Raw genomic sequence first — 23015 nt, forward strand, 5'->3', positions numbered from 1 at the left:
ATGCAAAAGAAATTAATAAAAATAAATCCTTCAGATAATGTCGCTGTAGCTTTAGTCAATCTTGTAGCTGGCGAAGTAATCCAATTTGAAGGTGCGGCAATCACAATCGAGTCGGATGTGAAAATGAAGCATAAAATTGCAATGACCCCTTTTGAAATAGGAGACAAGATTATTATGTATGGGGTTTTGGTAGGGAAGGCGAGTGCTCCAATTGCCAAAGGAGGAGTTCTTACGACCGCAAATGTGCTACACGAAAGCGCCAAAGTAACCGCAAAAACAGAATCTATCGGCTGGACCGTTCCTAATGTGGATAAATGGAAGAACAGAACGTTTCAAGGCTATCATCGCGAAGATGGACAAGTAGGGACTGAGAATGTTTGGTTGTTTTTTCCTTTGGTTTTTTGTGAAAATAGAAATATTGAAATCTTGAAGGATATTTTCGAAAAAGAATTGATGAAGCCCAAAGAAAACGATTATCAGTTATTGCTGCGTTCGCTTGTAAATTCTGAAAATGGCTCTGCTGAAACTGCTGGTAAATCAGCCGAAGATAATCTGTTCAAAAATATAGAAGTGAAATTCATCACGCATCAAGGGGGTTGTGGTGGGATTCGCCAAGATTCGCATAGTTTAGCTAAATTGTTGGCAGGATATGTCAACAATCCGAATGTGGCTGGAGCTACCGTTTTGAGTTTGGGTTGCCAAAACTTGCAAATTCAAATATTTAAAGATGCTTTAAATGCTATCAATCCCAATAGCAAAAAACCCGTTTTGATTTACGACCAACAATCTATTGGAACTATCGAGGCGATGTTGAGCAGCGTGGTGAAAGATACATTTGCTGCGATCAAAGAAGCCAATAAACTCGAAAGAACTCCTGCGCCATTATCTAAATTGAAAATTGGTTTAGAATGTGGCGGCTCTGATGGATTTTCGGGAATTTCGGCCAATCCAACTTTGGGAGTAACTTCCGATTTGCTGGCAGCCTTAGGGGGAACAACAATTCTTTCGGAATTCCCAGAATTATGCGGAGTCGAACAAGAATTAGTCAACCGTTGCGTCGAGGATCAAGATGGAAAACGGTTTCTGGAATTAATGCAATGGTACGAAAAAACCGTTATAGATGCAGGTTCAGGATTTGATATGAATCCATCTCCTGGAAATATAAAAGACGGATTAATCACGGACGCGATGAAATCGGCTGGAGCCGCTAAAAAAGGCGGAACCTCTCCAATTGTCGGCGTTTACGATTATGGCGAATACATCAACAAACCCGGTTTCACCTTGTTGTGTACTCCAGGAAATGACGTAGAATGTACCACAGCGATGGTCGGTTCCGGAGCGAATATGGTCTTGTTTACCACTGGTTTGGGAACTCCAACAGGAAATCCGATTGCTCCCGTAGTAAAAATTTCTTCGAATACACCACTGGCTGAAAAAATGCCGGATATTATCGATATTGACACCGGAGGCATTATAACTGGGGAAAAATCAATAGATGAAATGGCTGATGAAATGCTAGAATTTATTATCAATGTGGCTAGTGGAACCATCAAAACCAAAGCAGCCATTTTGAATCAAAATGATTTTATTCCTTGGAAAAGAGGCGTGTCATTGTAAGCATAATGTTTTTATTTGATTAGTTTTTATTGAAAAGGCGGAGGATTGAAATTCCTTCGCCTTTTTGTTTGTAAAATAATCTATTTATTTGGTTCTACGGGGTTTTGTGTGAGAATAAATTTAAAATTAATTTAAACCACATAGAAAAGAAGTCGAAATTGTTAAAAAGATTGACATAGAAAATTCTTTTTGCACATAGTGCTATGAATACTATGCAAAAGCAAAGCTTTCTAAAAAAAAGCTATATTCTTTAGCTATCGGAACCATAATAAAAACTATGTGGTAAAAAAAGTTCACAACATTTCCAGTAAAACCATTTATTTTTTGGACAAATGACAAGTTAATTTTTATCAAAAAAAGAGGATATTCAAAACTGAATATCCTCTTTTGGCAGTATAAATTAGACTGTTATTATTGCACAATCAGCTTTACAGATTTTTCAGCTTCAGCCGATTTTGCGTTCACGATATATACACCGCTATTGATGTCTAAACTAGAATCTGCATCCAGTTGAGCAGACTTAACCAAAGCTCCTAGCACATTGCAAACATTGACTTGTGTTTTTGATTTAATGTTGGATAAGAAGATTTTGTTCTGTTTGGAATAAACAGTAATATCCAATTCTTTTTGAAAAGATTTGTTTGCTAGTGTTGGAGTTGTTACTGTGGCACCAGATACTTCAATTTTGTAGATGTTGCTTGAGGTCGTATCGCCATAGATATATATTTTACCTACGGCAGCTTGAGCCGCAGAAATATTTGCTGTAAATATTACTAAATCTACTGGTGTAGCTCCGCCAATTGAGGTTCCAGAGCCTAGGAGGGTTGTGCCATTAGTGCACATCACTGTTCGTGCTGACCCATTGGATCCGGTTTTAAACCAAACTTTAACCGTACAAGCTCCGTTGACTGTGAAATAAACATATCGTTGAGTTGGCAATAAGTTGCCGGCAGTTCCACCACCTCCGCCATTCAGTTGGAAGCGGTTAACAGCAGTATAGCCATCAGTGAATGAAGCCGCGCTGGCGGTTACAGCACCAAAATTTGTATTGGTTGTTATTGGAAATAAGCCTAATTTGTCTACAACCATTTCAGTAGATCCTATTCCAGCTGTTAACGGCCAAGAGGGCACTGCAGCAGCACCATTGATGCTTGATGTACTATTCCCAAAGTCCCAAATTGTGGTTTGAGAATAGCCATAAGATGCGGCGAACAACATAGGAAGAATTAAATAAAGTAAAGTTTTTTTCATAATATTTTTTTTTGGTTAATAAAAAATTGTAATCGATTGCATAAATGTAATATTTAATTCAATTCCAGCAAAAAAAATTAACACTTATTTTTCGAAATGATGGCTAAACCACTGATTTTTGATGCTTTATAAAGTATATAGTACAAATTTCACCGTAAAACACTGTTAGTACTAAAGCCTATGTGAACTGTTATTGGTATAGTACTAAAAATGTAAATTTTAATAAGTCATCAACTTCATCGTTTTTTGACCATCAATAGCTTTTAAAACTACAATCCAAATGCCTGCGTTGGCTTTGAAATTGGTATCCGTATCGGTTTCGAATGATTTTACCAAAGCACCATTTAAACTATATACCAAAACCTTGGTGTTGGATTTCACATTAGAAACTACAATAGTGTTTTTGTACCCATACGCATTTGCAGAAGTTACCGCCTCGTATTTTTTGTTTCCAAGAGGATCTTCGGCAATCAATTGTGGAAAGGGATCCCAACCGTCTGAACCTTTTGTAAAATTAAATGTTGTAATTGATGTTCCGTCTGTCAATGTTGGCACAGTTAATAAAGTTGCCCAAGATGCTCGACTTGCTGAATTATTTACACCAGAATTTTCTATTGAACCATACTCATACATTTTGGCAGAAGTTCCAGATAATGAACTGTTCCAAGCAATTGGTGTTATCAATGATTCGCCTATATTCCCCGGGTAATCGGAGGTTTCTATAGTTGTATTATAAAAGACCGCCTCAGAGGTATTTGCAGCCCAAGGACGACCAAAAAACCCCGGCTTGGCACGGTACACAGATGCGGTTTCTATACCAGGAATTGCAGAGGTAACTTTACATTCATAAAACAAATAGCCCCTGCCTATGGCTTGCTGCGGCGCTGTCAGATACGAAGCATCGCCAGAAGTGTCGCTTACATTCATCGACAAATCTGTTTTGTAAAAGGTTGCATTCATTCCGCCAAACATATAATCTACGGCTCCCATCATCACTCCTTTATATACGGCCACCCTAGCCGTTGTACCACCAAAAAAACTATCCTGGCGACCTACAACTCTACAATTATTTAAAACCGTTTTATCGATACCATTTTTGATTGCTAGTGCTGCAGCTCTCTCTACAAATGGTCGGTTTTGAACGCTGGTATTGCCAACTGCAGTTGGTCGAGTTCCTTTGGTTAAACCAACTAATTCCACAAGTACATCATCGGCTTCTTTTGTCGAAATGTATTGGTTGAAAGAATTTTCAATAATAATATTTTGTGCTTCAAAACCATTGGCACTTACAATAAGCGTCGCATTCCAGTAGGAATTATTTGTGGTACCGCTCACGTTGGTATAGGGTTGCGATCCATTCTCTTTATTGACTCTTAAAATGTCTGCATCCCACTTCTGGTTGTTTTTCATACTGTAATAGTTATATCCTAAACCATAATACGAAGTAATTCGCACCGCTTCAGGGCTGATATCAACTCCTTTGTTGGCCAAAGCTATACTTGGGGTAGCTGAACTATTTTTGATGGTAATATTTGGGATGGTAATATCGATCATTTCTTGATAATTACCTGGATCTACTAGAACAACCACCCTATCGCTTGCGGTACGAACCATTTTTGCTGCGGCATCCAAGGCTTGATTTATGGTCGCATAATTTTTACCCAAACCAACTGTGATTGGCGAGGTGTAAGCGATGCTGCCACCAATTTTAATCTCCGTAAAATAGGAGGTCAACGCAGTTCCTAATAAGGTAATGGTTACGTAGCCATCAGTAGCACCAGGGTAGGTATATTCGGTATTCACGATTGTAGCAGTACTTCCAGAAGTATTGATAATGGCCGCTCCACCGTCTATCGAAAAATTGGCCGCAAAATAATGAGAAACCGTAATTTTATCACCTACTTTTACTGGTATTTGCATAATTCCACCTGTTTTGGCTGTTAGATCTCCATTGGCCAAACGGCCTGCAAATGCTGCTGCTGTTCCGCTGAACAAAATCCCTTTATATCCAGTTGATGAAGTGGTAATTGTCCTGTCGTCAAAAGACCAAACGGTAGCAGGTTTGAATGCCAAAGTTTTTGAGGTTGGTAATCCAGCGATCAATAAATTTGAGGTTAAACCTAATTCTACTTGTTGGTTGTCTAATCCAGAATAATCGATGCTGTATGTTCCAGAACGTAATGAAACAGTAGTGTTTGGAGCAAAATTATAAACATAGCCTGCCTCGTTTATGTTGGTAAATTTAAGACTTAATAAGCCAATTTGAATAGCGTTTAATCCTGTAGGGTTGATTGTAACAGTGTACAAAGGTTTGGCTGTGAAAGCTATATTTACTGAAGTAGTGCCTGTAACTGTAATGCTATTTGCCAAAATTTCCGAATCGTTAACGCCGCTTGCACTTATTGTGTAAGGCGTATTGGCTTCTAAATCTACAGTATAAGCGCCAGTAGTAGTATTGACTACCGGTACTGGAATATAAATTTTGCCAGTTGCAGTGTAGCTCAAACCTACTTTTGTTACATCGGATGCATTTAATCCGGTAATGTTACCGGAAACCGTGAATAAATCAACTTTTAAAACAGCAATATTTTGGATTGTAGTAGGCGCCGAAACAACGGCATTTTCACCGCTACTGATGATAAAACCATTCGCACCCACCAAACTCATTTTGTAGGTATACCCCATTGGCAATGACACGGAATAGGTTCCGGCAGTTACAACGGCGTCTTTAGTTTTGCCATTCGGATACGTAAAACGAACCGAATAACCAGCAGGTAAACCTGGAGCAGCAGTTTCATTCATTGTGCCAGTCACGTTCGAATAAGTTGCCGGTTTTCTTAAAACTCTGTAATAGCTTGCTCTGGCAGCTGAGTTATCAAAAGAAGAAATTTTAAACGAACCTGCAGCTTTTGCCATAAACTTGGCTAAGGTAACTGCTGATGTACTGGTAGTGAGCGGTATGTTTTCAGTTTGAGTATTGGTGGTCGTATTGACAATATTCAAATTTGCAGCCGCATTGTCTACTCTTGCAACAAAAGTGACTTCATCATCTTCATTCAAATCCATAGAAAAGAATCGAACAGTGGCACTCGCATTTCCATTACAAAAAATACGGGCAGTATATTCAGGCAAACCACTGACTCCCAAATTTCCAGTGGCATATCGGGTGACAGTAAGGTCGTTTGTGTAAAATCGGTCGTTTGTGTTGGGTTTAAAAGTTAAGCCACCAGTAAGATTGATAGGATTGGTATTGGCATTTGTTAATACATTATTAGTACTTGCTGTACCTTGAACAACCAAAGCACTGTAAACGTAAAAGTTACTATTGATAATAGTTGGCGTTAGTAAATTATTATACAAACTAGGGTCTAAAGTTGCGCCTCCAAAATCCCAAACATCGGTTTTTTGCGCTTGTGCAAATGATATGGAAAGCAATACCGTGATAATAATCAATTGTAATTTTGTTTTCATATTTGATTCGTTTTTAGGTAAAAAAGGGACACGTTAGCCAGTGGTAAAGCATCCCTTTTTGTAAAATTTATTGGTTGGAATTGAAATGTTTTTCTAACGATTTGCAGTATTAGTAACCGTAGTCGTTCACTAATTTCCCGTTACTAGATTCAATAAACACTTGCCATATTGGCCAAAACTGTTTTGCATCAGGATTTACGCCAGCTTTGTACAATGAATTCGCTTTGGTTACAGCGGTCGCCCCAGTCCAAGTCCAGCTTACTGCCGTATATCCAGTGCCAGGATCAGTAGTTTCGCCACGATTTAAACCATAAATTATAAGAGAAACATTGTCGGTGTTGTATTTGTAATAAAGTGTAGACGGAACGGTGGCATATTCATCGGTTCTAGCTTGCAAACGAGCCATTTTATCTTTGGCAAGGTCCAGATTTGTTTTTAATAGATTCCAACGAATAAGCGCTTGTTTGCGTTCCATTTCGCCTGTAAATTCGAACTTATGTTCTTCTACAATGGCATTGAACATAGCCTGTTTAGTTGTTAAAGCATTAACATAAGCATCCACTTTGACAGCATGTTGTGCTAGAGGGAAAGCTCTTTTTCGAATTTCTTTCAAATACGGTGCTGCGGCAGTTGGACCTTCTATTTCGTTGGCTGTTTCAGCGGCCATCATGATTATTTCAGCATAACGCATATACATTTTATTTACACCATCGTCATTGGTTGAGGTCACAAATCGTTTCATCCATTCGTAGCGGTATTTCCCAAAATACCAAGTATCTAATTTATCTTTATTGATCACTTGTTTTGCAATCCCAGAGACAGCAGCTCCATACAAATAAGGCACACAACTTACATCTCTTCGACTGTCGGCTTGATCATAATCATAAAAAACGAATGGCAGTGGGCCAGCAGTTCCTCCTCTGTTACTTCCATTGGCGTGAAATTGATCGTTAGTGGTGTGTCGCACTGCAAAGGAGAAAAGCATTCTACCACGACCATCAGAAAATGGGAGTTCCCAAAGTGATTCGCCGCCGGCGTTAATATCTTCCTGATTGTATTTTTTCCATAAGGTTTCAAAGGAAGGTTCTAATCTAGCCGTTCCGCTGGTGATGACTTCGCGGCATTCTGTCAGCGCCAATTTGTACATTTTATCGACAGCAAGTTCTGGGTCGTTGCTTCTTCGTACTCCATCAGGATATTGTTGGTATCCGCTGGCAGCCAAGGCCAAACGAGCACGGAGGCCTTTGACAAAAGCTTTATTTATTCTTTCAACTGTTGCAGTAGCAGAACTTCCTTTAGGCCAAGCTACCAAAGTGGACGCTTCTCCAAGATCTTTGATAAGCTGTTTGTATATTTCGTCGCGACTTGTTTTGGGCAAATAAATGGTTTCGGTAGTTATGGGTTCAAAACGCATTGGCACATCGCCCCAAGATTTTATTAAATCGGCATAATAAATCGCTCTTAAAGTAAGTGCTTCTCCTAAGAGCTGTCCAAGTTCTGTTCCCGGTTTTGGGTTGCCAAAATTACGCAGTCCCTGTACACAAATATTGGCTCGTTCGATACCAGAATACATCATCGCCCAAGCATTATTGGCGGTATTCATTTCTGTATTGTTTGCTGTGGCACTATAGGTACAGAGTTGTGATTTATTATCATCGGTTTGTGAGGCATTGAACCATTCTATATCGGTATTCAAACCATAATATGGCAAAAAGCGTCCTCTGTAAGAATTAGTTTCTGCGAAAGGAATTTTTATTCCATCTACGGCACCGGATGCCAGTGCAGGGGTAGAGAATATGACGGACTCATCTAAGGATGATTTTGTTGGCGCTTCTAAAAATTCATCTATCGAATCTTGACAAGATGTCAAAAATCCTGATAGAATTAATCCTGAAATCAATATTATTTTTTTCATATGTTGATATTTATTGTTTTTTAACGGTCATATGTAATTCGCATATCATCATTGGTGTTTGCGACGAATTGTCGGTTATGCTCATTTCATAGTAAATAAGTTATTCAATTAAAAAGAAAGATTTAAACCAAATACAACCTGTCTGCTACGAGGGTAGGCTGAATAATCTACTCCCGGGGTGTAGGGCGTATTTCTTCGGGTAGAAACCTCAGGATCTGGCCCAGAATAGTGGGTAGCCGTAAATACATTACTCATGGTTTGATAGAATCGTAGTTTGGTGATTCCCAGTTTTGAAACTAGTTTTTCTGGAGCGGTATAACCTATTGTAAAAGTGTTCAGTCTGAAAAAGGAAGCATCTTCAACTGCCCAATCCGAAAAAACAAATCGATCCATTTTTGGTGACCACATCGTCGTAGTGGCATTCAATGCAGTTAATTGGGCTGGGTCGGTAACCAATAATCCCGTGTTAGGATCAAGGTTGGTCCATCTTTTTCCGTCTTCCATTTCAGAAATAAGGTTGCGATACTGACCGTTTGGTGATGCTGCAGTAGTGGTAAATTCTATCTTATTTGCATTGTAAGCATCATTGCCATAACTCCAATTGAAAGCGGCCATAAAATCGAATTGATGGATGTTCGCATTGATAACTAGCCCTCCGGTGTTTTTTGGATTTGCATTGCCAATAACGGTAATATCATTTGCATCTACTTTTCCATCACCAGTAAGGTCTTTCAATTTCATCGAACCCGGAACGACAGGTCCAACAATAGTCGAATTAGTAGCAACACCCGCTTTCAAAGTGTAAACGCCTCCTGCAAAATCAAAGTCAGACACTTCGTATCGGCCATCATTGAGATACCCTTTCATCAAGCCAAGCGGTTGATTTACATTTACTAAATAATCATTTCCTATCGAAGTAGAGGCCCAACCACTAGAATATCCAAAGTCGTCCATAATTCCGAGGCTATTGATATTGTTTTTATTGAATCCAATATTGAAATTAAAACTCAAATCATAATCTTCTTTTTGTATCGCCACTAAATTTAAAGTAACCTCAAGACCTTCGTTCTGATTTTCTCCCATATTTCTATATTGGGTGTCGTAACCAGTTCCCGAAACAGGGAAATTTATCAATAAATCTTTGGTGATATTTTTATACACATCGACAGTCCCACTGATGCGATTATTGAAAAATCCAAAATCAATTCCAAGATCCTGCGTCACGGTGGTTTCCCATTTCAAATCTGGATTTGGCATGGTTTTGGACGGTGCCCAGAAATTGGTAATATTATTGATCCAAGCCGTAGCGGTCGATTCAAACGTTCGAATCGTTTGTCCGACGGGAATATTATTGTTACCAGCTTCACCGTAACTCAATCTCATTTTAAGTAAATTGACCCAAGAAACGTCCTTCATAAAACTTTCTTCATTTATTTTCCAAGCCGCTGCTGCCGATGGGAAATAGCCCCAACGATTGTCTCCTAAAAACTTACTGGAGCCGTCGGCGCGATAAGTGGCGGTAAACAGATAGCGATTTTTGATGTCGTAGTTTACCCGTCCAAAAAAGGATAATAATTTATCGTCCGGAAGGTAATTGTTATTCACCGATTGTGGAATCCCCTGAGTGGTAAGATTCACGGCGTCTTCAAAGGTGAAAGATTTTGGATAGCCTTGAATGGTGCTGGTTATTTTATTACTCTGATAATCGATAATCTCTTCTCCCAAAAGTAGTTTCAGACTATGATTTTTACCTAATATATCTTTAAAATCGTAGTTGAAGGTATTGGCATTTCGGAAACGTTTGTTTTTTTCGTCGCTAATAATCAGCGATGGTTTCCCTTGATTGGTGGCGGCAGGAATATTGTTTACATAATACGTGGAACGACCATAGAAGCGATAATCTAAATTGTCATAAACATCCAATCCAAAGTCCGATTTAAACTGAAGATTATTGATGATTTTCCAAGAAAAACTGCCCAGCATATTAAAATTATTTCGAATCTGTTTGCGGTCATTATCCGCTATGGCAACAAAGGGATTCACGAGATAACTTGCGACAGCTTCGTCCGTGTCATCGGTCGTTAAGCCTGGCAAATCGATTGGAGAATAACCCACCACGTGTTTTAATCTAGAATCTGCCGAAGAAACCTCTTTTTGTTCATTTGCACCAGAACCGCCAATAACTGTATTGGAGTAACGCATCGTAAACGAAAGATCTACTTTGTCACTGGCTTTGTTTTTTAAATTCAATGACAAGTTATTTCTTCTAAAATCCGAGCCAACCATAATAGCGGATTCGTCATAAAGTGCATAGTTAAAATTGTAATTGATTTTATCGGAACCACCGCGAATTCCTAAATCGTGACTCTGAACCTTTCCTGTACGACCATAAATTTCTTCTTGCCAATCGGTACCTTCGACGCCAGCATAAGATTGCCACGGCGCAAAATATTTATCATAATCTTTCGTAGAACCTTTCGGCGAACTTGATAGCATAGCGTATTCGTATTGCCATTTTGCAAAATCTTCCGGATTAAGCACGTCGAAATCTTTTGCAATTGTTTTTGCACCATAAAACACATTATAATTTACCGACATTTTACCAGTTTTACTACCGCTTTTAGTAGTAATAATGATTACACCATAAGCGCCTCTAGAACCATAAATGGCTGTCGAGGAAGCATCCTTCAAAATGGTAATATTTTCAACATCTGCGGGCGAAATATCGCTCATACTGTTTACAGGAAATCCATCGACGATGATTAATGGTGAACTGTCTTGGGACAGTGATCCACCACCTCTAACTCTAATTTTCACTTCAGAATCCGGCGAACCTTCGGAAGAAGTCACTTGCACCCCGGCAACGCGGCCTGTTAAAGTTTCGGCTACATTAGACATAGGTACTTTTTTCAAATCGGCACCTGAAATAGTAGCAACAGAACCCGTTAAGTCGGATTTACGCGAAGTTCCGTATCCAATGACCACCACTTCGTCGAGTTTAGAGGCTGCATTTTTCAAAACCACATTCATTGAGGTCTTTTGGCCCACGCTTTGGGTTAAGGTTTCAAATCCAATGAATGAAAAAACCAATTCGCTTTTTGAGCCTGAAATACGTAGGGTAAATTTACCATCAAAATCGGAACTGCTAGAATTTTTGGTTCCTTTTTCTATAATGTTTACGCCCGGAATCGGTAGTCCTGCATCGTCTTTAACCCATCCGCTTATGGTGGTTGGTTTTTTTTGGGCGGTGATGGTATTGTGCGCAAATAGTCCTAGTAAAAGCAGAAAGACAAAACTTAATTTTTTGCCTTTGTTTAATACTTTTTTTACAATCATGGTTAGCAATTTTAGTGGTTTGATTTTAGTATTTTATACAGTTGTAATTATTGAGGCTGCAACGCGCTGGAAATTCGTTTTAAAACGGAGCGTTCAGAATAGACACAAATAATGCAATAGATGTAATCGATTACGCAAAATTATATAATTAAATCTGTATATAAAAATTAATTTGCGAAAAAAAATGAAAATCTCAAAAAAGGCTTTAATTTATTATGGATTCAATAGTATAAAATGCAAAACTTAGAAAGAAATTTTCCCTAATTCTGTAGTGCACTTCTGGAAATGGTGCCTGTATTCTTTTTATTTACGAGCAAGAAGGTATTGCGTTTGTTTCGATCGGGTCAATATCCTGCTATTTCAAGACTTATTTTCCAGACGCAATATACTAAGACTAATCGATTTTGATTTTCATACAGCACCTTATAACGTATTGAAGATAAGAGCATTTATTTAGAAGCGATACTTCATTGAAACGAAAAAGTATTTTCATCTCGTATCGTGCTAGCGCTAAAATATAGAGTGGTAAAAAGTGTACCGCGCCTAAAGTGCTATACTACAATTATTTTGATTTGATGTTTCTAGAAGAGGATTTTCTAATATTCAGTTCTGAGGTGAGGACCACGTGATTGGCGTTTTTTATGCCTGTATTATTGATTTGATCCAAAAATACTTTGGCGGTCATTTTGCCCATCTCAAGCGGAACTTGATCGATAGTTGACATCGGAAGTTCTAAAAAGTCGGTAAAGGGTTCGTTGCCAAAACCAATTACACAGAAATCCTCTGGAATTCGCATCCCCATAGATTTAAGTTGCTGGATAGCGCCCAAAGCTGCAAAATCACCCGAGGAAAAAAGGGAATCAGGCGGTTGTGGTAATTTCATCAGGGTTTTAATGGCATCTGCTCCTTCGGCAACAGTACTTTTGGTTTGAATGACATAACTCTCGTTAAATTCAATGCCGTTGTCCGTTAGGGCTTGCTTGTAACCATTGAAACGATGTTTGAATATTTCTATATTTTGATTGCCTTTAAAATGGGCTATTCGGCTACAGCCTTGTTGTATTAAATGCTTGGTAGCCAAATAGGAAACATCAAAATCATTGATGGTCACCGAGCTGACTCCCGGAATATTTTTCTTTCTATCGAAGAAGATGACCGGAACATTTTTGTCTAAAGCTCGTTTTATGATTTTGTCATTTTCTGAACTCGTATTTTCGGAGCTGATATTGGAAACCGACATCAAAATGCCATCCACCTGAGCATTCAATAAGGTGCTGATGTTTTCGTATTCTCGTTTATCGTCTTCGTGGGTTTGACAAATGATAACATGGTATTGATGAGCATACAATTCTTCCTCGATACCGCGAATGACCGAAGCGAAAAAATTACTGTCTATTCTGGGGACAATGACACCAACGTTGAAACTTTTACCGCTTCGAAGTGCTAAGGCCAACTTATTTTGCTTGTAATTCATTTTAGCAGCCGTCTCCATCACTAGTTTTCGCGTAGCTTCGCTAATTTTTGGATTGTTATTCAATGCTCTCGAAACAGAGGCAGCGGTAATGTCAAGCTCTTTAGCAATATCGTAAATCGTGGTTCTTCGAGTCATTGTACTACAACTAATAATTTTTTGTAAATATAAAGTAAAAAAGTTAAAAAAAACAATTTATGATGTTATCGATTACATTTATTTTATTTTTTAATTTATAATGCCAAATTATTTTCTTTTAATGCTTGATAAGCAATCAAAAATTGGGATATTGTTGTGTAAATTTCATTTTTTTTAGTATTATTATGAATTGTTTAAAACTATTTTGTATGTTTGCGTAATCGATTGCGCTTTAAATTAAAATTAATTACATACTTTGTATACATGAAACTTTATAAATTATTTTCTTTCCAAGCTAAAAACGCGCTAAAAACCTTGGCGCTCGTCCTGATACTATTGGATGTATTGGTTGCAAATGCGCAGCAAAATGAAGATACTAGTGTAATATGGAAAAAAATGGAAGCCGTTTTGAAATCAATGAAAACCCCTGTGTTTCCCAACAAAACGTATTCAATCATTAATTATGGTGCAAAATCCAGCAGTACTTTCGACAATACCCTAAGTATTAAAAAAGCGATTCAAGACTGTTCGAAGAATGGAGGAGGAACCGTTTTGATTCCAAAAGGAACCTATTTCACTCGCCCGATTCATTTGGAAAGTAATGTAAATCTGCATCTTGAGGATGGGGCAGAACTTCTGTTTAGTGCCAATCCAAAAGATTTCCCACTTGTTCATACCACTTTTGAAGGAACGGAGTGTATGAACTATTCGCCACTTATTTATGCCAATAACAAAACAAATGTTGCGGTTACTGGAAAAGGGACAATAAACGGGCAGGCTAGCAATGACAATTGGTGGTCGTGGTGTGGAAAAGATACCTATGGGTGGAAGGAAGGAATGCCAAAACAACAAAAAGACATCGAGATTTTGATGTCGATGGCCGAAAAAGGGATTGAGGTAAAGAATCGGATTTTTGGTGATAACCACTATCTGAGGCCCAATTTTGTGGAGTTTTTTGAATGTACGAATGTGCTCATCAAAGATATCAATGTGATTAACGCCCCATTTTGGGTGTTGCATCCTATGAAGTCAACCAACGTTATTGTTGATGGTGTAAATATAAATAGTCACGGCCCCAACAATGATGGTTGTGATCCTGAATATTCCAAAAATGTCAACATAAAAAATTGCACCTTCAATACGGGAGATGATTGTATCGCCATAAAAGCAGGTCGCGATGCCGATGGAAGGCGGGTAGGGATCAAATCTGAGAATATCATTGTTCAAAATTGCAAAATGTTTGATGGTCACGGTGGAGTAACGATTGGTAGCGAAATGTCTGCCGGAGTTAGCAATGTCTATGTCGAAAACTGTGTGATGAATAGTCCCAATTTAGACGTAGCCATTCGGCTAAAAACAAACTCCAAAAGAGGTGGATTGATCGAGAATTTTTATGTTAGAAATATAGAAATAGGCGAAGTAAACGAAGCGGTGCTCAAGGTAGATATGTTTTATAATGTGCACGGCAACCAAGAGGGTAGTTTCATTCCCCGCATTGAAAACATTTCTCTTGAAAATGTAAAAGTCAAATATGGCGGGAAATTCAGCATTCTCGCATTGGGACGAAAAGACTCCAAAATAAAAAACATTACATTGAATAATGTGCTTATCGAAAAAGTGAATACTCCATTTTCGATAGAAAATGTGGAAAATTTAAAATTTATAAACACCTATATCAATGGCGCACTTGCCAATACTACTGGAATGTAAAACGAGCTAAGTATTAACCAACCAAACTAAAACCAATTATAATGAAAAACATTTTGCAAAATGGCATAAACTATTTTTATGTCATAACCCTTTTTTTAAGCTTTTTCTTGGCCAATGAAATGTCTGCCCAAAAAAGCACCACAGTAAGTGGAATCGTCAAAGACGAAGTTGGCTTACCCATGCCGGGAGTAAACATTCTCGAGAAAGGGACATCAAATTCTGCCAGCACTGATCTTGACGGTAAATTCAATATCAAGTTAACTACTCCCAACGCTATCTTGATCGTAAGTTTTGTGAGTTATCAGACGCAATCTATTGTGGTTTCCGGGAAAAATCAATTGGCGATCAATTTGAAACCTGAAGAACAAAGCCTTAAAGAAGTGGTTGTAATTGGTTATGGAAGTGTAAAAAAGACAGACGTAACAGGCTCAGTAAGCACAATAAGTTCCGCGGCAATAACCGAAAGAAATGTAATAAATCCTTTAGAAGCAATTCAGGGAAGTATGCCCGGGGTTCAGATCACTTCGAGTACGGGGCGTGCTGCCGATGGCTATAATGTGGTCATTAGAGGAAATAATTCCTTACTTTCTGATACTACTCCTTTGTACGTTGTAGATGGAGTGCCCACAGACAATATTGACTTTTTGAATCCACAGGATATAGCTCGAATGGACGTTTTGAAAGATGCATCTTCAGCAGCTATTTATGGATCTCGAGGTTCTAGTGGTGTTATTATTGTGACCACAAAAAGCGGTACAACTGCAAAATCAGCAATCAGTGTTTCATTTGAAAGTTCTTATGGTACTAAAACGGCTACCAGATTGCCTAAAATGATGACAGGATCAGAGTGGTGGTTGTTTCATCAAGCGGCTTATTTAAGTGCGACTCCTTTGACTCAGACACCTGCAAATCTTGCTTCATTGGCCGGTAATCAAAGCCCATTATTAGTTTCAAGAGCCAATTCAGGTTATAATTATGATTGGTATGATGCGGTGCTGCAGCCAGGGATGACTCAAAATAATTATTTGAATATTTCAGGGCGTTCGGATTCAGGTTTGGGATACAATTTAGCATTCGGTATTCAAAGTGACGAAGGTTTAATCGAAAATGATTCGACCGATAAATATTCTTTCAAGTTGGGTTTAAATCACAAAATCAACGACAAATTTTCAACTGGTGTGAATCTAACTATAACCAATACTGATGCTCAATTGGGCAGCGATTTGGCTATGCAGGAAGCCTTCAGATTAAGTCCACTGATGTCTCCTTGGGCAGTAGATGCGTCAGGAAATGAATTGGTTGGACAGCTTTTTTTCTTACCCGGGAAATTAACATATCCTGATGGAAGCTGGGCAGTAAATAAAACGAGCTCCGTTAATCCATTGGTAGAAATTGCCAATTCTTCGCAAACGGAAAACACTTGGCAAACTATTGGAAATGCATTTTTTCAATACCAACCGCTACAGTGGTTGTCTTTCAAAACTACATTTGCTATTGGCGTTACAAACAGCAAATTCGGTACTGCTTATGGAGCCCAGTCTAATGCTGGTGTAGCATTGAATAATGTGAATTCATCTTCTATTAGTAATAGCGATAATTTTAATTATACTTGGGATAACCAAATTGATTTGAAACATACTTTTAATGAAGATCACGCTTTCAGTGCATTATTATTACAAAGTTTGTATGCAAACAAAACAGAAACATCTTATTTATATTCTAATAATCAACCTTTTGACACCGGAATTTATAATATTGGTTCAGGTGTTCAAACAAGTTATAACGTAAGTTCAGGATACTCAAAAAATAGTTTGAGTTCCTATGCCGTTCGTTTGAATTATACCTACAAAGACAAATATTTATTGACTGCATCCAGCAGATGGGACGGTTCTTCTGTACTTTCTGAAGGGAACAAATGGGCTAGTTTTCCATCCGTTGCATTGGGTTGGAGAATTAATAAAGAATCATTTTTAACGGATAGTCAAACAATTTCTAACTTGAAATTAAGAGCAAGTCTTGGTTACACAGGGAATGATAATGTTTCACCCTATACCTCGCAAGCCTTGTTGAATCAGCAAACATTTTATGCCAATGGTACCAATTTAGTTTCTGGATGGCAATCATCGACATTAGCCAATCAAAATTTGACTTGGGAAAAAACAAGGGAATTAAACTTCGGTCTTGATTTTGGATTTTTTAAAAATATAATTTCAGGAAGTGTTGATGTGTATGATAGATTGTCAGACGACTTGATATTCAGACAAGAACTACCACCAGAAACGGGTTGGAAAAACACGGTTTCCAATGTTGGTTCGGTAAGTAACAAAGGAATTGAAGTATTATTAACCACCAAAAACATTAATAGTAAAAATCTAAGCTGGGAAACTACGTTTACTTTTACCAAAAACGTCAATGAGTTAGTTTCTATTTATGGTCAAGATCAAGTAAGTGATATTGGAAATAATTTGCTGATTGGTGAGCCACTTAAGTCCAACTACAATTATATTTATGATGGCATTTGGCAAGAAAGTGAAGCAACAGATGCCGCTATTTTTGGACAAAAACCCGGGATGGCACGACCTAAAGATTTAAACGGAGATAAAAAATTTGACGCCAATGACAGAACAACCATAGGAAATCCGAACCCAGAATGGCAAGGAAGTATGTATTCTAGATTAACGTACAAACAATTCGATTTCAATTTTTCAATTTTAACAAGTCAAGGGCAAACCGTATTGAGTAGTTTCCACGATAATTTTGCCGATGTCAGTGATAGAGGTCGCCAAAAAGTGGCTATGGATTTTTTCATTCCAACCAATGGTGCAGGTCTTGAAGCGAATCCTTCGACTGCTAATCCACGCCCAGGACCTGTAGCTACTGGAGCCGGAACCTTTTGGGCATCTAACTTCGCGTTCTACAAAGAGGTGTCTTATGTGAAAATTAAAAACATTTCTATTGGTTATACACTAGAATCTGATTTACTTAACAAGTTAAAAATGAGTAATTTTAGAATATACATCAATGTTTTAGATCCATTTGTATTTACAGATTTCGATGGTTATGACCCAGAATGGGCCGCTTCGCCGTTGGGAATCAATCGACCAGCTTCCATTACCACCCAATTGGGATTAAGTGTTAAATTTTAATAAAGATATAAAATGAAAAAAATATTTATAATTTTAGGAATAATTCTTACTACAGTTAGTTCTTGTAGCAGTTTTATCGAAGAAGAAAGTCTTTCATTTGTTCCTGCGGATGAAACTTATAAAACGGCCAAAGGATTTCAGTTATTAGTCAATTCTGATTACGCAAGGCTAAAAGCAATTTACGGAGGAGACCCTTGGTTGTTTTGTGCTGGAACCGATATGTATGCAGAAGGAAGAACTCCGGAACCGGCTGGTTTAAGCCAATATACACAACTTATTCCTTCAGCAACAGGGGTAGAACAACAGTACAATTCGTGTTATCAACAAATACAGTCTGTCAACAAAACATTGTATTACGCAACGGTTACAGAGCCAACTACAAGCTTGAGTAGTCAAATAGGTGAAGCAAGATTTTTGCGCGCAAATGCATACTTCTTATTGGTTCAAACCTATGGAGGTGTTCCTATTGTTAAAGAACACGTTACCGCTCCAGTCTTGTCTTTTACGAGAAATACTGCTGAGGAAGTCTATACTCAAATTATTGCTGATTTAGATGCAGCGCTTGCTAGTGTAGGAACTGCAACTTATGCTTCAACGGGTAAAGTAAATAAAAGAGCCGTAAACGATCTGTTGGCCAAAGTATATTTGACAAGAGGCTATGAAACATTTGGTACGGCAGCCGATTTTACCAAAGCCGCCACCTATGCCGAAGCTGCCATTGCAGGACAAAAACTGACTCTTGCCTTTGATCAAATATTTAAACCTGGAAATGATTTGAATTTAGAAACCATTTTCTCTGTTCAATACGACAAAAATTCAACAAGTACTTCTCCTTCAACACTTGGAAATAATCAGTTTTATTATTTTAGTTCTTATTTGGGAGGTAGTGAAACGAAAGGCGGAGCTCCTTTAAGAAGTTATAATTTATGCCCAACAGGATTTGCCTTAGGATTATATACCGCTGGCGATAAAAGATGGGACGCTACTTTTATGACTACAGTATATGAAAACTATTACGACTTTTTTAGAAAACCGACGGAGTTAGCAACATTAAAAATCAAACATTTTTATGAACCAAGTTGGTTTACCCCTGCCGATAGAACGGCGAAGCAACTTGAACTTTCTACCAGATGGCAAACAGGTTCTACCGTTGCGAATGGGTATCACAATTGGGGAACGTATTCAGCGGAATATACAGTAACTAAAAATATTGATTACACCACTATTCCGGTCAAAAAATTTGATGATCCTGAGTTGACTACTCCTTCCAGTACTGGCCCAGTAAGTACAAGAGATATTATTGTTTCTCGATTAAGTGAAACATATTTAGTCGCTGCAGAAGCCTATTTGAAAGCTGGAAATCCCACGACAGGACTCGATCGCTTGAACGAGGTTCGAAAACGAGCTGGCGTAGCCAATGCTACTTTAGCCGAATTCAATATCGATTATATTCTAAATGAGAGAGGAAGAGAATTATTGGGTGAATATCACCGTTGGTTCGATTTGAAACGTACCGGTACCTTAGTGGCGAGAGCCTCAGCCTATCATTATAAAATCAAAGCAAGCAATTTTGTTGGAGTAGGTGGTGCATTGAAAATTTTAAGACCCATTCCACAACAAGCTTTAGATTTAAATCAAAATAAAGATTTTCCGCAAAATCCGGGATATTAATAACTTCAATGTTTTAATTTAGAGGAATAATTTGGTTTTATTTTGTTTATAATGGAGCTTGTATCGTTTGTCAAGCTCCATTTTTATATCCTAAACGATGAAAGGTTTACTCGTATTTTTTGTAATGACTACTCTGGCTTTTGCACAAAGCCAATTCCCCGTTGATACTTCATATACAGTAAAAAGCGTTTATGATAAAATAAAAAAAGACCACCCATACATTAGTTACGTACCCACTCAGAAGTATGAAAATGTTATTGAAAAAAAAGAAATCGTTTATAAAAAAATTGAGGATAGAGCGCTGCATCTTGATGCCTATTTTCTAAAAGAGAAAAAACGAAATCCCGCAATAGTTATCCTTCACGGTGGCGGTTGGAAATCTGGAAACAAATCGCAAATGGAAACTTTCGCAATAGAAATGGCCTCTAAAGGATTTTCTTGTTTCAATATTGAATTTCGATTATCTCCTGAAGCTCCTTATCCAGCTGCAATTTTTGATGTAAAAAAGGCGGTGCAATACATCAAAGAAAAGGCACAAGAATTTAATGTTGATACGACCAAAATTGCTGTTTTAGGCTGTTCGTCAGGTGGGCAAATGGCATCTTTAGTTGGAACTACAAACGGCAAAAACATTTTTGAAAAAACCACTAACAATGATAAATATTCATCAAAAGTAAATGCGATCATCAATATAGACGGTATTTTAGCTTTCAAACATCCCGAATCTGCCGAAGGAAAAGCAGCGAGTTTTTGGTTGGGAGGTAGTTATGAAGAAATTCCAAGAATTTGGGAACAAGCATCGCCCTTAAATAATACCGACAAAAACACGCCTCCTGTTCTATTCATTAACAGTAGCATACCCCGATTTCACGCTGGAAGAGACGATATGATTGCCATTTTAAACCAAAACGGAATATATTATGAAGTTCAATCCATTCCAAATTCACCGCATTCTTTTTGGTTTTTCAATCCTTGGTTTGATGAAACTATCAAGTACACCAGTCAATTTCTAGACAAAGTATTCAAATAAGTATAAAATGAAAATATTTAAAATTACCGCAGCATTAATCGTATTGAGTTTAACATCTTGTCAAGCCCAAAACAATGTAACTAGCAGTCCAACTTCAAAAACTTACGCCGAAATTTCGGTCAAAGAAGGCGGCAAATGGGAAGGTCGTAAATACATTGGTGGAACTTTCAAAAATGTTCAAAGCGTGAAATTAGCTCCAGAACATACTGACCATTCGTTCGATATTCGCTACGAAGGACCAGGTTGGGAAAGCAACAAAGTAGCCTACCGATTGTATCTCGATTGGAGAAATGCCATTGATATTTTCGGAAAAAAAACCGAAGCGATTATATTACCTAAAGTAGGACAAGATGGTTTCGATTCCTATCACTTGATGCAAGATTGGGGATCTGATATTCTAAAAGCAGGAAAAGGAATAGGAATAGGTTCAATTGACCGTTACCTCAACAACGAAAGATTACACTTTTATGTTGTGGATTCCACCATTGCCAAAGTGCAAAACAATAAAAACGAATCAATAGTAAAAATAAATTATTACGGTTGGAAAACGGCCGATGATAAAATTGATTTTACTTCTGAATTGAGCATCAAACCGGATCAAATTTACACCAAACATACCATTCAAGCTTCGAAAGAAATCAAAGGAATTTGTACCGGAATTGTAAAACAAAAAAACACGGAAATCTTCAAAAAAGAAAGCGCCAACAAAAAATGGGGATACATTGCCACTTATGGAAAGCAATCCTTGGTTCCAGACAATTTAGGAATGGCTATTTTTTATGAAATCAATACTGTAGAAGCTGCGGTTGAGGCTGAGTTTGACCATTTATTGGTTTTCAAACCAAGTACTAAATCAAATTCTTTTTACCTATTGGGCGCTTGGGAACAAGAAAAAGACGGCATCAAAACCAAAGAAGAATTCATCAAATATTTAGATGAAAAATTAGCTATATTAAATAAAAAAAGTAAACTTTAATTTGTTTAAAAAACATACCTCACAAAGAATAAAAATAATAATTATGTCATCCATAAAAACAAACACTTTAAAAGCCGCAGCCCTTTTCGTTTCGTTGGCTTTTCTTAGCTGCAAAACCACGGCACAAGAACCTGCTAAAACAGTTGAATCTCAAAAAATTGAAATTTCAAAAGAGGCAAAATGGTCTGATAAAATGGCTTTAACGCTAATGAAACGTCATCCTGAAGCTTATATGATTGACAATGCCAAAGCACCAAAGTGGGACTATGTACACGGTTTGGTTCTGTTCGCATTCGAAGAATTATACAAGAAAAATCCAGATCCTAGATATGCTGCTTACGCCAAAGGCTATACTGATATTTTGATTGAAAAAGATGGTACAATCAAAACCTATGAGCTAGATAAATACAATATTGATATGATTGTTTCGGGGCGTTTATTGTTTACCCAATACGAAAAAACAAAAGACAATCGCTATTTAGTGGCAATGCAAACCCTAAAAAAACAATTAGAAGGACAACCTAGAACTAGTTCTGGTGGTTTTTGGCACAAACAAATGTACACCAACCAAATGTGGTTGGACGGTTTGTATATGGGAGAACCATTCTATGCACAATACACTGTTACGTTCGAAAACGGAAAAAACTTGAACGATGTTGCCAAACAATTTGAAGAAATTCAATTGCACGCCACGGATCCAAAAACGGGTTTGTTGTATCACGGTTGGGACGAGAAAAAACTGATGCCTTGGGCTAATAAAGAAACGGGTAATTCACCCAATTTCTGGTCAAGAGCTTTAGGTTGGTATGCAATGGCACTTGTAGATGCCTTGGATTATTTCCCTAAAGATCATCCAAAACAAAAAGAATTAGTGGGGTATTTGAATAATGTTTGCTCAAATTTAGCTAAATTTCAAGACCCAAAAACTGGTTTATGGTACCAAGTAACGGATAAAGGGGGCGAAAAAGGAAATTATTTGGAAGGTTCAGGTTCCTCGATGTTTGCTTATGCTTTTGCAAAAGGAGCCAACAAAGGATATTTGCCAGCCAAATACAAAAAATTGGCCAACAAAGCATTTGATGGTTTGACCACTCAATTGATGAAAGTAGATCCCGACGGAACAATTACCATTACGGATGTTTGCGCAGTTGCTGGACTTGGGGGAACTCCTTACAGAGACGGATCCTACGAATATTACGTAAATGAAAGAAAACAAGATAACGATCCTAAAGCAACTGGCCCATTCATTTTGGCAGCTTTAGAATTAAACCGATAACAGTATT

At 37.8% G+C, this 23015-nt stretch carries 12 protein-coding genes; 7 read left to right on the forward strand and 5 right to left on the reverse strand.

Annotation, left to right across the window (positions count from 1 at the left end; genetic code table 11):
• Window positions 1–1617, forward strand: coding sequence for a UxaA family hydrolase (locus tag E1750_RS12140; RefSeq protein ID WP_133277034.1), 1617 nt, complete (start codon window positions 1–3; stop codon window positions 1615–1617).
• A gap of 411 nt (window positions 1618–2028) precedes the next feature.
• Here the strand turns inward: E1750_RS12140 and E1750_RS12145 are convergent, their stop codons facing one another.
• The 5 genes from E1750_RS12145 to E1750_RS12165 all read right to left on the reverse strand — a co-directional run bounded on the left by E1750_RS12145 (window position 2029) and on the right by E1750_RS12165 (window position 13199).
• Window positions 2029–2868, reverse strand: a complete 840-nt coding sequence (locus E1750_RS12145; protein WP_133277035.1) for a T9SS type A sorting domain-containing protein — start codon at window positions 2866–2868, stop codon at window positions 2029–2031.
• A 219-nt stretch (window positions 2869–3087) separates the two neighbouring features.
• Complete coding sequence (locus tag E1750_RS12150) at window positions 3088–6339, reverse strand: pectinesterase family protein (protein ID WP_133277036.1); 3252 nt, start codon at window positions 6337–6339, stop codon at window positions 3088–3090.
• 109 nt (window positions 6340–6448) lie between these two features.
• Entirely contained in the window at window positions 6449–8254 is a 1806-nt protein-coding gene (locus tag E1750_RS12155) for a RagB/SusD family nutrient uptake outer membrane protein (RefSeq protein WP_133277037.1), read from the reverse strand.
• Between the two features lie 108 nt (window positions 8255–8362).
• Entirely contained in the window at window positions 8363–11590 is a 3228-nt protein-coding gene (locus tag E1750_RS12160) for a SusC/RagA family TonB-linked outer membrane protein (RefSeq protein ID WP_133277038.1), read from the reverse strand.
• A gap of 562 nt (window positions 11591–12152) precedes the next feature.
• Complete coding sequence (locus tag E1750_RS12165) at window positions 12153–13199, reverse strand: LacI family DNA-binding transcriptional regulator (protein ID WP_133277039.1); 1047 nt, start codon at window positions 13197–13199, stop codon at window positions 12153–12155.
• 264 nt (window positions 13200–13463) lie between these two features.
• Here E1750_RS12165 and E1750_RS12170 point away from each other — a divergent pair, with 264 nt between their 5' ends.
• From E1750_RS12170 to E1750_RS12195, 6 genes are all read left to right on the forward strand, one after another.
• A complete protein-coding gene (locus E1750_RS12170) occupies window positions 13464–14909 on the forward strand; it encodes a glycoside hydrolase family 28 protein (protein WP_133277040.1) in 1446 nt (481 codons plus the stop codon).
• Between the two features lie 41 nt (window positions 14910–14950).
• Window positions 14951–18055, forward strand: coding sequence for a SusC/RagA family TonB-linked outer membrane protein (locus E1750_RS12175; protein ID WP_133277041.1), 3105 nt, complete (start codon window positions 14951–14953; stop codon window positions 18053–18055).
• A gap of 12 nt (window positions 18056–18067) precedes the next feature.
• On the forward strand, window positions 18068–19726 hold the full coding sequence (locus tag E1750_RS12180) for a RagB/SusD family nutrient uptake outer membrane protein (RefSeq protein WP_133277042.1): 1659 nt from the start codon (window positions 18068–18070) through the stop codon (window positions 19724–19726).
• 97 nt (window positions 19727–19823) lie between these two features.
• A complete protein-coding gene (locus E1750_RS12185; protein ID WP_133277043.1) occupies window positions 19824–20756 on the forward strand; it encodes an alpha/beta hydrolase in 933 nt (310 codons plus the stop codon).
• A gap of 7 nt (window positions 20757–20763) precedes the next feature.
• Entirely contained in the window at window positions 20764–21732 is a 969-nt protein-coding gene (locus E1750_RS12190) for a DUF4861 family protein (protein WP_133277044.1), read from the forward strand.
• Window positions 21733–21775: 43 nt separating this feature from the next.
• A complete protein-coding gene (locus tag E1750_RS12195) occupies window positions 21776–23008 on the forward strand; it encodes a glycoside hydrolase family 88/105 protein (protein ID WP_133277045.1) in 1233 nt (410 codons plus the stop codon).
• The last annotated feature ends 7 nt before the right edge of the window (window positions 23009–23015 follow it).

This window comes from Flavobacterium nackdongense, from assembly GCF_004355225.1.
GTDB lineage: Bacteria > Bacteroidota > Bacteroidia > Flavobacteriales > Flavobacteriaceae > Flavobacterium > Flavobacterium nackdongense.